Annotated in this window: 13 protein-coding genes and 7 tRNA genes; 9 read left to right on the top strand and 11 right to left on the bottom strand. The window is 39.1% G+C overall.

Annotated elements, in window-relative coordinates; translation table 11 throughout:
- Window positions 1–127 precede the first annotated feature (127 nt).
- The 4 genes from ABD005_RS15645 to ABD005_RS15630 all read left to right on the top strand — a co-directional run bounded on the left by ABD005_RS15645 (window position 128) and on the right by ABD005_RS15630 (window position 2,798).
- Window positions 128–937: a ribonuclease H family protein gene (locus tag ABD005_RS15645; protein WP_343818588.1), complete on the top strand. Its 810-nt coding sequence runs from the start codon at window positions 128–130 to the stop codon at window positions 935–937.
- Between the two features lie 89 nt (window positions 938–1,026).
- Window positions 1,027–2,295, top strand: coding sequence for an MFS transporter (locus tag ABD005_RS15640; RefSeq protein ID WP_343818586.1), 1,269 nt, complete (start codon window positions 1,027–1,029; stop codon window positions 2,293–2,295).
- Window positions 2,292–2,540 (top strand): hypothetical protein, encoded by a 249-nt coding sequence (locus tag ABD005_RS15635; protein WP_343818585.1) that lies wholly within the window; start codon window positions 2,292–2,294, stop codon window positions 2,538–2,540. The genes ABD005_RS15640 and ABD005_RS15635 overlap by 4 nt, the downstream gene beginning before the upstream one ends.
- Before the next feature lie 60 nt (window positions 2,541–2,600).
- Window positions 2,601–2,798, top strand: a complete 198-nt coding sequence (locus ABD005_RS15630; protein WP_343818584.1) for a hypothetical protein — start codon at window positions 2,601–2,603, stop codon at window positions 2,796–2,798.
- Window positions 2,799–2,859: 61 nt separating this feature from the next.
- Here the strand turns inward: ABD005_RS15630 and ABD005_RS15625 are convergent, their stop codons facing one another.
- Together ABD005_RS15625 and ABD005_RS15620 are read right to left on the bottom strand one after the other, a co-directional pair.
- Window positions 2,860–3,204, bottom strand: coding sequence for a YajD family HNH nuclease (locus tag ABD005_RS15625; protein ID WP_215981392.1), 345 nt, complete (start codon window positions 3,202–3,204; stop codon window positions 2,860–2,862).
- 77 nt (window positions 3,205–3,281) lie between these two features.
- On the bottom strand, window positions 3,282–4,184 hold the full coding sequence (locus ABD005_RS15620) for a LysR family transcriptional regulator (protein ID WP_343818582.1): 903 nt from the start codon (window positions 4,182–4,184) through the stop codon (window positions 3,282–3,284).
- A 158-nt stretch (window positions 4,185–4,342) separates the two neighbouring features.
- Between ABD005_RS15620 and ABD005_RS15615 the strand changes: the two genes are divergently transcribed.
- The 4 genes from ABD005_RS15615 (at window position 4,343) to ABD005_RS15600 (ending at window position 8,065) form a co-directional block, all read left to right on the top strand.
- A complete protein-coding gene (locus ABD005_RS15615) occupies window positions 4,343–5,032 on the top strand; it encodes a type 1 glutamine amidotransferase domain-containing protein (protein WP_215981394.1) in 690 nt (229 codons plus the stop codon).
- A 47-nt stretch (window positions 5,033–5,079) separates the two neighbouring features.
- Window positions 5,080–6,237 (top strand): iron-containing alcohol dehydrogenase, encoded by a 1,158-nt coding sequence (locus ABD005_RS15610; protein WP_343818580.1) that lies wholly within the window; start codon window positions 5,080–5,082, stop codon window positions 6,235–6,237.
- Between the two features lie 56 nt (window positions 6,238–6,293).
- Window positions 6,294–7,343, top strand: coding sequence for an NADP-dependent oxidoreductase (locus ABD005_RS15605; protein WP_343818578.1), 1,050 nt, complete (start codon window positions 6,294–6,296; stop codon window positions 7,341–7,343).
- Window positions 7,344–7,456: 113 nt separating this feature from the next.
- A complete protein-coding gene (locus ABD005_RS15600; RefSeq protein ID WP_343818576.1) occupies window positions 7,457–8,065 on the top strand; it encodes a glutathione S-transferase family protein in 609 nt (202 codons plus the stop codon).
- A gap of 94 nt (window positions 8,066–8,159) precedes the next feature.
- Here ABD005_RS15600 and ABD005_RS15595 read toward each other — a convergent pair.
- From ABD005_RS15595 to ABD005_RS15565, 7 genes are all read right to left on the bottom strand, one after another.
- Window positions 8,160–8,235, bottom strand: a tRNA-Glu gene (locus tag ABD005_RS15595).
- A gap of 215 nt (window positions 8,236–8,450) precedes the next feature.
- Window positions 8,451–8,526 (bottom strand) — tRNA-Glu (locus tag ABD005_RS15590).
- 84 nt (window positions 8,527–8,610) lie between these two features.
- A tRNA-Glu gene (locus ABD005_RS15585) sits at window positions 8,611–8,686 on the bottom strand.
- An 84-nt stretch (window positions 8,687–8,770) separates the two neighbouring features.
- Window positions 8,771–8,846, bottom strand: a tRNA-Glu gene (locus ABD005_RS15580).
- An 84-nt stretch (window positions 8,847–8,930) separates the two neighbouring features.
- Window positions 8,931–9,006, bottom strand: a tRNA-Glu gene (locus ABD005_RS15575).
- Between the two features lie 70 nt (window positions 9,007–9,076).
- Window positions 9,077–9,152: transfer RNA gene (locus ABD005_RS15570), tRNA-Glu, on the bottom strand.
- A 121-nt stretch (window positions 9,153–9,273) separates the two neighbouring features.
- Window positions 9,274–9,349 (bottom strand) — tRNA-Ala (locus tag ABD005_RS15565).
- 484 nt (window positions 9,350–9,833) lie between these two features.
- Here ABD005_RS15565 and ABD005_RS15560 point away from each other — a divergent pair.
- On the top strand, window positions 9,834–10,724 hold the full coding sequence (locus ABD005_RS15560) for a gluconeogenesis factor YvcK family protein (protein WP_343818575.1): 891 nt from the start codon (window positions 9,834–9,836) through the stop codon (window positions 10,722–10,724).
- Window positions 10,725–10,853: 129 nt separating this feature from the next.
- Here the strand turns inward: ABD005_RS15560 and dcd are convergent, their stop codons facing one another.
- Both dcd and apbC read right to left on the bottom strand, forming a co-directional pair.
- On the bottom strand, window positions 10,854–11,444 hold the full coding sequence (gene dcd, locus ABD005_RS15555) for a dCTP deaminase (RefSeq protein WP_343818573.1): 591 nt from the start codon (window positions 11,442–11,444) through the stop codon (window positions 10,854–10,856).
- Window positions 11,445–11,489: 45 nt separating this feature from the next.
- Complete coding sequence (apbC, locus tag ABD005_RS15550; protein ID WP_343818571.1) at window positions 11,490–12,647, bottom strand: iron-sulfur cluster carrier protein ApbC; 1,158 nt, start codon at window positions 12,645–12,647, stop codon at window positions 11,490–11,492.
- Window positions 12,648–12,661 lie beyond the last annotated feature (14 nt).

Here is a 12,661-nt window from a genome sequence, read left to right as displayed (position 1 = left end):
CGGCCTTATTTATATAATATAAAAACCAATAAAGTAACACTTTATTGGTTTTTTTTAACTGGCTATAACAGCCGTTATTGATGATAATAACCGCTCTTCTCTTCTTCCAAACAGAGCTATTATCTTCATGAGCAAAAAATTCTACGTTATATGGAAAGGCGCAAAAACAGGTATATTTACCTCATGGCCTGAAGTACAAAGCCACACAGCAGGTCGTCCCGATGCACAATTTATGGGCTTTGAGTCAAAAACTGCCGCTGAGCAAGCATTTGCATCAACTTACACCAAAGCCTTAATGGCGCGCTCATTAAGTAAAAAGTCAACTTCATCATCAACAAGTCCACTTAATAGCTCAGCTAAAAAAAGTACCCGTAAAAAGGTCACCTCAGCACCTAAATTAGCCACACAAGATGCTGATATAGAAATATATTGCGACGGTGCATGCTCACCTAACCCCGGTAAATCAGGCACAGGGCTTGCTGTTTATGAAAGTAAAAAGCTCACCTCTTTATATTACGGGTTATACGAAGCCAATGGCACCAACAACACCGCCGAATTAAATGGCTTATTATCTTCGTTTCAATTAGCTGAACATTTTATCAAAAAGCACCCTGAAAAAAGCATCAAAATATTGTCTGACTCAAAATATTCGATAGATTGCATAACTAAGTGGGCAAAAGGCTGGCAAGCAAAAGGCTGGACCCGTGGAAAAGGTGAAGAAATTAAAAACCTTGCGCTTATTCAGCAATGCTTTGCTCGCTATCAAACCATTAAAAACAACATTACTATTGCTCATGTAAAAGGTCATGCCAATATAGAAGGAAATGAATTGTCAGACAGAATGGCGGTATTAGCGAGGGTAAAACAAGAAAAAACCATGCTACGTTATGACGGTATACTCGATATTAAAACCATTTTAGCGATGGAGTCTGGTTAAGCGCTCACCTTAAACACTAGAGCACTGTCACCTTTACTCTGTATAGAGGTAACTTATGGGTAATTTATGGGCAACTTATGGATAACTAAATGCTGATTAATATTTTTATCACCTTATCGCTATTATTATTAACTGCTTTCATTTTATCGCGAATATACACCCTGCCCCGTAATATTTGGTTATTATTCATTGCTCAGCCATTGGTAGCCTCATCAGGACCAGTGATTGTGTTTATTGGCGGCATATTATCAAGTCAATTGGCCAGTGACCCTTCACTGGCAACACTACCAATCACCTTAATGATTTTAGGTGTTGCCGCAGGCTCAGTGCCAGCAGCCATGCTAGCAAAGTTTAAAGGTCGAAAATTTGCAGCATTAACAGGGTTAAGTTGCTCTATGGTTGCGGCATTAATAGCTTTAGTTTCTGCAAAAATTTCCGTGTTTGAGTTATTTGCTCTAGCGAGTTTATTATTTGGCTTTGGTAGTGCTTTTACCCAACAATTCCGTTTTGCCGCGATTGAAAGCAGCACCGGTGACGATGATACGCCAAAAATATTAGCCATTTTAATGCTAAGTGGGGTGTTCGCCGCCTTTTTAGGTCCTGAAGCAGCGTTAGTTGGTAAAGATTGGTTAACCTCCCCTTATGGTTACGCTGGATCTTTTTTATTGCTCGCCTTACTTATTCTATTCGCCATCATTATCATGCTAGGTTTTACTAATACCGACATCAAAGAAGACAAAGTAATCGGTCAAGTACGCCCGTTAACACAAATAATACGCCAACCTATTTTTATCATTGCTATTGGCAGTGCAACAATTGGCTTCGCTTTAATGAGTTATTTAATGACCGCAACGCCTTTAAGTATGCACCACATGCAAGGGCATAGCTTACATGACACCAAATGGGTTATTCAAAGCCATATTGCTGCAATGTATTTGCCCTCTTTAATTACCCCTTGGTTAGTCAAACGCATTGCAGTGAAAGGATTGATGCTTATTGGCACAATAATTTATACCATTGTAGCTATTATCGCTTTATCGGGAGAGCAAGTAATGCATTACTGGTGGGCTTTATTGTTATTAGGGGTTGGTTGGAATTTTCTCTTTCTTAGTGGCACCTCTTTGTTACCACAAAGCTATAGCAGCGCTGAGCGTCATAAAGTACAAGCAAGTAACGACTTTATTTTATTTGCCTTTCAAGCGCTCGCTTCATTAATGGCAGGTTGGGTATTATTTAACGCAGGCTGGCATACGGTAGTATTATCTAGCCTGCCCTTTATTATCATTTTATTTATGCTTAACTTTTTCTATTATAGAAATAGAACTCAAAAAACTAACACACACGGGAGTCGTTTATGAGTAACGCGGTCATGATTATTGTTGTAGTGTCTATTGTCTTTGGCATACTCTATGAAATGTATAAAAAGTATTTAGACTACAAAGCTAAAACCCTCGCACACACTTCATCAGCGAATGAACGTGCTGACGAACAAAATACTGCACTTAATTTACAAATTAAAAAGTTAACTGAGCGCGTAGAAACATTAGAAAAAATTGTGACTGATGAAGGCTATCAAGTACAGAAAGAGATTAATAATTTATAACTTTTATTTTTCCAGACAAACTACTCTAACCGTCATCGGAGGTAATTAATGCAGCTTATTATGAAAACTGAGTTTGATAACTTACGACTTAACCAAGAGCATACTTATGACAGCGATACTAATGGTGATAAGCAAGTGGTTAAAATTTACTGCGGTGAAAAATTAATTGCCAAAAAGCTGAAACAGAAAAAATCTATTCGTTTTTTTGGCATTAAAGAGTATGCGAACTACCTTACACCAGAAGACAGTTTGGGGTAATGAGCAAAAGTACTAAATAAAAAGTACTAGATAAAAGTACTAAGCTACTATAACTAAAGCGCTATTTTTTCAACATAGACTTTAAATCGGCAAACGGATTGTAAGTCGCACTCTCTTGGTTACTATCTCCAGCTTTAACTTCCGTTTGATAGCTGGCATGGTCAGTATATTTAGCGTGTTCATTATCATGACAATAAATACAGAGTAACTCCCAGTTAGAGCCGTCGTTAGGGTTATTGGTATGATCATGATCAATATGATGCACCGTTAACTCTTTAATGTTTGAATAAACAAACTCTCGAGCACAACGACCACATACCCAAGGGTAAAGTTTTAATGCACGGTCACGATAACCTTGTTCTTTTTGTTTATAGTTGGCGCTGGTGCCAAAGCGATCTGAGGACATAATCTAAGCTGAATTGAAATAAAATGAATAGTCGCTAGTGTATTGCTTAGACAAAGGTTTAGCAAGATAGTAACGCCCTATAACAATGGTGGTTTATTAAAGTAGTTTTTCAAATAATCAATCAGTAAGCGCAATTTTTTAGAGTCTGCACTTCCTGGTGGGAAAACACCATAGATATTAATATCTTTCATGGTGTAATCAGCCAGTACTCTTATCAAAGAGCCTTGTTGTATTTTTGGAGTGGCATCATAAAGAGGGATCCTTGCGAGACCATGTCCACCTTCAACAAACGCCGTTCTTGCTGCAGCATTATTGGTCGTAATAGTCCCTTTCATTTCAATACTAAAAGAGCGAGTACCTTTGGTAAGCTCAAGTGCTCCTGAAGTGAGCTTGTATATTACCCACTGATGCTTATGTAAGTCGGTAGGATGTTTAGGCAAGCCAAATTTCTCAAAATAGCTTGGCGCTCCGCACAAACAAGTACTCAAAGTAGAGAGCTTAGTCGCTTGTAATCCTGAGTCCACTAAAGGTGCACCACGAATCGCTAAATCTATCCCCTCTTTCATAATGTTAACCACTTCATCGGTTAACATCACGTCGAGTTCTATTTTGGGGTAAAGCGCTCTAAACTCATTCAATGCTGGCACAATCGTTTGTAGCCCTACATTAACAGGACATGTAATTTTTAATAAACCTACAGGTTCACTTTTTAAGTTTTCAATTTGCTGATTAGCCGCAAAAGCTTGCTCTGCAATAACCCGGCAATGTTGATAATACTCACTGCCTGCTTCGGTTAATGAAATCGTTCTGGTTGAACGATTCAATAACTTAATTTCTAGCTGAGCTTCAAGCTTCTTTATATGGTAACTCACAACAGCGCGTGACAAGCTAAGTCTTTTAGCGGCGCCACTTAACGTCCCTTGTTCAATGACTTGTGCAAAAACAACCATACTTTTAAGCTGTTCAAACGATATATCCACAATGACACTCCTCAAGATCAGCAACATGTTAAAACCTTATTGTATCATTAATTGATACAAAGAAACTCATTGAGCCTGCATTGTTCAATATTAATTGTCACTGTAGACTGTCCTTACTGAAAAATATCACTCACTTTATTAAAGCCACAGAGGTCATTATGAATACAAAGAAAATATTGATGGTATTAACATCACATGCTGAACTAGGTAATACCGGTGAAAAAACAGGCTTTTGGGTAGAGGAATTTGCGGCACCCTACTACACATTTAAAGCAGCGGGTATACAAATAACACTTGCTTCGCCTCTAGGTGGGCAACCGCCAATTGACCCTAAAAGTGAAATGGCAGACTTTCAAACACCTGCTACAGTTAAGTATTTTAAAGATACTGAGGCGCAACAGCTTATCGCTAATACGCAAGTATTATCTCAAATAAGTGCTGATGATTTTGATGCGGTATTTTATCCTGGCGGTCACGGTCCTTTATGGGATTTAACTGATAACAATGACTCTATTCAATTAATTGAACAGTTTTTAGCTGCAAATAAGCCTGTTGCAACTGTGTGTCATGCAACCGCTGCATTGCTAAATGTTAAAGACAGTGCTGGCGAATATGCTATCAAAGACAAAGCGATTTCAGGGTTTACTAACAGCGAAGAAGCGGCTGTACAATTAACAGACATTGTCCCTTTTTTACTCGAAGATGAATTAGTTAAACGCGGTAGCGATTACCAAAAAATTGACGATTGGCATGCTTTTGCCGTGCAAGATGCACTCTTTATTACCGGACAAAATCCCGCAAGCTCTAGCTTAGTCGCTAACAAACTACTAAATCAATTAACGTCTTAATTAACCAATTAAACACGTAATTTTACTTTTATCAGGGATATTTACCTATGTTAAATTTTAGCTTTCACAATCCAACAAAAATTCATTTTGGTGAAGACCAAATCCATTTTGTTGCCAATGAAATTCCAGCCGATGCCAAAGTACTCGTTGTGTATGGTGGCGGCTCAATTAAAAGCAATGGCGTTTATGAGCAAGTCGTGAATGCCTTAACCGATCATACTTGGTTTGAATTTTCGGGGATTGAGCCCAACCCTAGTTATCAAACATTAATGAAAGCGCAAGAGCTTATTCAAAAAAATGATATTGATTATTTACTTGCGGTTGGCGGTGGCTCAGTTGTTGATGGCGCTAAGTTTATTGCCGCAGCCGCATTGTACGAAGGAGATGATCCTTGGGATATTTTAGCTAAACAAATCCCGGTTAAAAGTGCATTGCCTATTGGCGCGATATTAACCTTACCTGCAACAGGCTCTGAGAGTAATGGCAACTCTGTTGTTACCCGTGATGGTAATAAATTACCGTTTAGTAGCTCGTTGGTAAAACCTCAATTTGCCATATTAGATCCTAAAGTCACCTTGTCGCTCTCTGATCGTCAAATTAGTAATGGAGTTGTCGATGCTTTCGTTCATGTAATGGAGCAATACTTAACCTACAATGTTAATGGTAAAGTGCAAGATCGCTTTGCTGAGGGCTTATTGCAAACGCTCATCGAGGAAGGCCCTAAGGCATTAAACCCAGACACAAAAGAGCATTTAGATATTCGCGCTAATATTATGTGGTCGGCAACTATGGCGTTAAATGGCTTAATTGGCGCTGGCGTACCACAAGATTGGTCAACACACATGATAGGTCATGAACTTACCGGTGGTTTTGGTATAGATCACGCAAGAACACTATCTATTATTTTACCTGCGGTAATGAAGGTAAAACGCCATGAAAAACACGAAAAACTAGTGCAATTTGCTGAGCGTGTTTGGCATTTAACCGATGATAATGACGAAGCTAAAATTGATAAAGCGATAGCGTTAACTGAAGATTTTTTCACCCGTATGAATGTGCCAACACGTTTGTCTGATGTCGATATAACAGAAGAAAAAATTGATGGAATTATAGAGAAGTTAGCACAGCATGGCATGGTTGAATTAGGAGAGCACCAAGACATTACCTTAGAGGTAAGTCGTGAAATTCTAACCCTTGCACTTTAACAAAAATATTATTCCATATTAGCTCATTATCATAAAAAGACTGAATAGGATTTTGCATGACACAAATTCAACAAGCGCATAAAAACAGACAAATAGTATTAGCTTCTCGCCCATTTGGTGCGCCAACGGCAGATAACTTCAACACCATAGAAACAGACACGCCTCAACCTAAAGAAGGTGAAGTTTTATTACGAACAGTATACCTTTCGCTCGACCCTTATATGAGAGGTCGTATGAGTGATGCAAAGTCGTACGCTGATCCGGTTGAAATTAACGAAGTAATGGTTGGCGGCAGTGTTTGTCGTGTTGAGGTCTCAAACCACAGTAAATACCAAGTAGGTGACTGGGTCGTCGCCTTTGGCGGCTGGCAAGATTACAGTATTTCTGATGGTGAAAACCTCCTAAAGCTCGACCGTAATATCCCTAATCCTTCTTATGCCTTAGGGATTTTAGGAATGCCTGGTTTAACCGCCTATATGGGGTTACTTGATATTGGCCAGCCCAAAGCAGGTGAAACAGTCGTTGTTGCTGCGGCAACAGGCGCTGTTGGTAGCTTAGTAGGACAAATCGCTAAAATAAAAGGCTGTAAAGTTATTGGTATTGCTGGCGGCAGTGAAAAATGCCAATACGCAGTTGATACACTGGGGTTTGATGCTTGTCTCGATCATTATTCAGATGATCTTGCTAAGCAACTTACCCAAGTTTGTGTTGATGGGATTGATGTTTACTTTGAGAATGTTGGCGGTAAAATTTTTGACGCGGTGCTACCTTTACTAAACAGCAGCGCACGCATTCCCTTATGTGGTCTTATTTCTCAATATAACGCAACAGAGTTACCTCAAGGTCCAGATCGTATGTTTTCATTAATGGGCGCTTTACTAGTTAAACGTATAAAAATGCAAGGCTTTATTGTGTTTGATGATTATGGTCATCGCTATAATGAATTTAGCGAAGCTATGGTGGCCTGGCTTATGGCGGGAAAAATACACTATAAAGAGCATTTAGTTGATGGTATTGAAAATACCGTAACAGCATTTATCGGACTACTAGAAGGCAAAAACTTTGGCAAGCTGGTTGTACGCGTTGGTCCAGATAGCTTAACGTAACGTATATTATTTTCCAACCCTATTAAACAACGCAGGTTAATAGGGTTGGAATCGTTTAAAAGTTAGGTTAATAACTGTTACCCCCCAAACAATAAATCAAAAGAAGAAAAACTATGATAACCGTTCACCATTTAAATGCCTCTCGCTCTAGCCGAGTACTATGGCTATTAGAAGAGTTAAAAATCCCTTACAACGTTGTTGCACATCAGCGTGATACCACGACACAACTAGCACCAAAAAGTTTACATAAAATACACCCGTTAGCAAAAGCCCCCATTATTGTTGATGGTGATATCACCCTTGGTGAGTCTGGTGCAATTGTTGAATATATATTAAATAGCGACCCTCAAAACAGACTGCGCCCAAGTACAAAAAGTCTCGAATACTGTCATTATTTAGAGTGGTTACATTTTGCAGAAGGCTCACTTGCCCTACCCGTTATTAGCTCAGTGTTAATGAACATGGAAAATAGAGATGGCTTACAGCCCATGGACGCTTATATAGCGAAGGAGCTCGCGCTAGACTTCTCTTATATTGAGGCAACATTAGCAAACAGAGCATATTTTGCAGGTAATGAATTTACCGCTGCTGATATTATGATGACAATTATGCTCGACATCGCAGCAAAAATGGGATTATTAGTGGATAGAACCAACACGCTTGCTTACTTAAGTAAAATGCACAGTCGTAGTGCTTATAAAACAGCGGCAAGTTTAGGTTAAATTACAATATCACTAAAAAAAGATCAAAAAAAACCTCGTAATAATAACTTATTACGAGGTTTTTCTTTGCTAGTTCACTCACTATAAAAGAAAGTGGCATCCCTAAGGGGATTCGAACCCCTGTTACCGCCGTGAAAGGGCGGTGTCCTAGGCCTCTAGACGATAGGGACACAGATATGATGTTATATTATCATTTCAAACTATCTACCAGATCACTCTGGTGAATTAACTAACCTAGTACAAATCAATAATAGATTAAAACTAAGGATAATTAAAACTCTAAACTCTTATTTTTAAGCTTTAACACCTAATAGTATAAGAAGACTATTTTTTACTTCATTTCACTTTTTAATATCACCTTAGCCATGAAAAATCACAAATAAAGTGGCATCCCTAAGGGGATTCGAACCCCTGTTACCGCCGTGAAAGGGCGGTGTCCTAGGCCTCTAGACGATAGGGACACTAAAACTGCCGTAGCAATAATACTTAATGTTTTATAAGGTTAAGTAAACTTATTACTTTCTGTCTCCGAAGAGGATGGAAAGTGGCATCCCTAAGGGGATTCGAACCCCTGTTACCGCCGTGAAAGGGCGGTGTCCTAGGCCTCTAGACGATAGGGACACTAAAACTGCCGAAGCAATAATACTTAATGTTTTATAAGGTTAAGTAAACTTATTACTTTCTGTCTCCGAAGAGGATGGAAAGTGGCATCCCTAAGGGGATTCGAACCCCTGTTACCGCCGTGAAAGGGCGGTGTCCTAGGCCTCTAGACGATAGGGACACTAAAACTGCCGAAGCAATAATACTTAATGTTTTATAAGTTTAAGTTAACTTATTACTTTCTGTCTCCGAAGAGGATGGAAAGTGGCATCCCTAAGGGGATTCGAACCCCTGTTACCGCCGTGAAAGGGCGGTGTCCTAGGCCTCTAGACGATAGGGACACTAAAACTGCCGTAGCAATAATACTTAATGTTTTATAAGTTTAAGTTAACTTAGCTCTCTTTCAAGAAGTGGCATCCCTAAGGGGATTCGAACCCCTGTTACCGCCGTGAAAGGGCGGTGTCCTAGGCCTCTAGACGATAGGGACACAAATTTCTATCGTTCAAAACAGCGTCTAACATGTTTTGAAATCTATATGACATACATCATATAGTTCTTTATTCTTTTCACCATTAACTTATCTAACAAAAAGTCTAACGAAAAATTTATGGTGGAGCTATGCGGGATCGAACCGCAGACCTCTTCGCTGCCAGCGAAGCGCTCTCCCAGCTGAGCTATAGCCCCGATGGTATAACTGATAACTGGCCTAATAGCTATCAACTAAATTGCTCTCAACCAGTGGACCTAACACTTGCTGAAAACGAGGCGCATTCTAAGCAGCGACCATGAAACTGTCAACACATATTTAAAAAAAAGCGGTATTTTTTCAAAGAAATGGCCTGAGTGATTACATAACCATCATTTTGATTATTTATTATCTGTTAATCGACTATTTACCATAATTGATTGCACTGCCCTACTTTGTTAACAGCATCGTTTATAATACTTTTATACTCTGTTACCTGTTGTTGCTTTATCTTTTGTGCTTTTAGCGGTATGGTTTAATAGTGTTTTACCTGTTAACTTTTTAAAGTGTATGTTTCAAGCATTTTACCGTGTTTGTTAATTTTCGCGTCAATTTCGCACTTCAAATCGTAACGAATACTTCAGGTAAAAATTAGCTAATAGCATATTAGCCATTCTCGTTAAATAAAAGAAACCCATTATTATGCAACTTACCAAACTCAACATAGTCGCTATTGGCGGCGGCCACGGCTTAGGTCGTGTTTTATCTTCTCTCTCTTTTATGGGTAATCAGTTAACAGGCATTGTAACGACCACCGACAATGGCGGCTCTACTGGTCGATTAAGAAAACGGAGCAGCTCTATTGCTTGGGGAGATTTACGTAACTGTTTAACACAACTTGTTGATGATACCTCTATTGGCAGTCAGTTATTTAATTTTCGCTTTGATGGCAGTGATGAACTCAGCGGTCATAATTTAGGTAACCTAATTCTTTATGGACTCGGGCAAGTACAATCAAGCCCGTTAGATTCAATTAAGCTAGTACGCCGCATTTTACGTGTAAAAACTCAGGTATTGCCAATGTCAGAAACCCCTACTGACTTAATGGCTTTTTATCCTGAGGGACGATGTCGTTTAGGTGAAATGTCAGTTGATGAAATGCCGATAATGCCAAAAAACTTAATGCTTGCTCCCTTAGTAAAATCTATTACACCGTGCATAAAAGCCATTAGAGAAGCCGATTTAATTATTTTAGGTCCCGGAAGCTTTTTAACCAGCATAGTGCCACCTTTATTGGTGCGAGACATTAGTAACGCGATAAAAGAGCGCAAAGGTCATTGTGTATTTATTGATAATATTGTGGCAGAGCAAAGCCCAGCAGCACATTTAACTTTAGACGAACGGTTACAGTGGATAGAAGATAATATTGGCTGTATGCCAGTTGATAGCGTTATTTGTCAGGATGAAAATGTAAACTCTAGTCGCGTGAATATTATTTGCCAAGATTTAACTCATAATAAAGTGCCACATCACCATGACAGTGAAAAATTAATTAATGCCCTTGAAAACTGTGTCAATAAATACTGTTTATAAGTGATAAAACAGCATCGTATAAATGAAATGATAACCATAAAGTAATAACCATAAAAAACGCAGTAGCATCAAATACTACTGCGTTTTTCATAACATAAAGTTACGCTTTCACTTTTATAATAAAGTGACTTATTTAGTATCGTCTTGACTAATTCGGCTGGCAACCGCACCTTTTTGATCTCTGTACTTAGCATCTTCACGTGTATTATAAGGACGCGCAGCACTTGCTGACATAGTTTCAAAGTTCAACGCTGCTATTTTCATTTTAGGGCGCAACGCTAAAGGGAGCTTACCGCTGTTATAAAACTCTAACACAATTTGTCCAGACCAACCGGGATCAATCCGATGTGCAGTTACATGTACCATTAAGCCTAACCGTGCTAATGAAGAGCGACCATCTAACCAACCAACAATATCATCAGGTAAAGTCACTGACTCATAAGTTACTGCCAGTGCTAATTCGCCAGGATGTAAAAAGAAAGCTTCGCCATCTTCAATAAATATTTCATCACTCATAATTGAGTTCATGGCTTTTTGTACTTCTGCTTTCGGGGCGCTTAAATCAACGTAAGGCGCGGTATGATCGCGAAAGACACGAAATTCATTACCTAAGCGAATATCAACACTAACCCCAGAGATCATCGAGCTATTAGGTTTTGGCTCAATAGCAATTTTGCCTTCATCAAGGTAACGCTCTATATCTTTATCACATAATCTCATAATTTATTTTTACTCTTGTTTATCATTAGGGTTTAGCGCGCTTGTTTACTGCTGTTGCTCAACTATTGGGGTTAGCGGACTGGCATTGTCGCATTGCAAAAATAACTGCCCTGCTATATTACGCGCTATTTTACGATAATGACTAGCTATTTCACCAGTGCTATTTTCAATAATGTCAGATTGCCCAAAATCGGCATCTTGTCGAATAGCAATATCTAACGGCAACTGTCCTAGTAATGTTGTTTGGTTACTTTGCGCCATATCTTTACCACCTGCCTCACCAAAAATATGACTTTGGTGACCACAGTTTTCGCAAATGTGGTAACTCATATTTTCAACAATACCTAATACTGGCACTTGTACTTTATTAAACATAGCAATACCTTTAGTGGCATCAACTAAGGCAATATCTTGTGGTGTTGTTACAATAACAGCAGCAGCTACTGGTACTTTTTGCGCTAAAGTTAGCTGAATATCTCCGGTACCTGGTGGCATATCAATTAATAGATAATCTAATGTTGGCCATGCTGTTTCATTCAGTAATTGATTAAAGGCACTGCTTGCCATAGGACCTCGCCAAACAGTAGCGTCATTAGGGTCAACTAAAAAGCCAATCGACATCGCTGATAAACCATGAGCAAGTAAAGGCGTCATTAATTTACCGTCTGTAGAACCTGGTTTTTCATGTGTTAAACCAAGCATGGTAGGAATTGACGGCCCGTAAATATCAGCGTCTAAAATGCCAACCTTTGCCCCTTCAGCCATTAAGGCATAAGCTAAATTGACTGTGGTAGTTGACTTACCCACACCGCCCTTGCCCGAAGCTATTGCAATAATATTGGCAATATTACCTTGCTTTACAGCACCATCAGCCTTTTCACCTGCATCACTACCTAAAGCAAAGTGGCGTACGGGCTTAACTTGTAATGTAACAACAATTGATACTTCTTGCCCGAGTGCTTTTGACAGGCTTGCGGCGAGTTCGTCTAACTCACCTTGACATGGAAATGGCATAATCAACTGAATAGTAATGTTTTTATCTTGTTCAAGCTGATACTTAATACAGACATTTAAAACACCGTTAGGGAAGTTTTCAGAGACGTAGTTCGCTAAGGTATCATCAATTAACTGTGTAACTTGTGCTGAAGATAACGGCTCATTTGAGGGTTTTGATTGCCCTTTCGAAAAAAAGTTGCCAAACATAATGGTACTGACCT

Origin of the sequence: Colwellia asteriadis, assembly GCF_039523295.1 — a bacterium.
Classification (GTDB): domain Bacteria; phylum Pseudomonadota; class Gammaproteobacteria; order Enterobacterales; family Alteromonadaceae; genus Colwellia; species Colwellia asteriadis.
The sequence above is the reverse complement of the archived record's forward strand: the minus strand, read 5'-3'. Positions and strand labels throughout refer to the sequence as shown.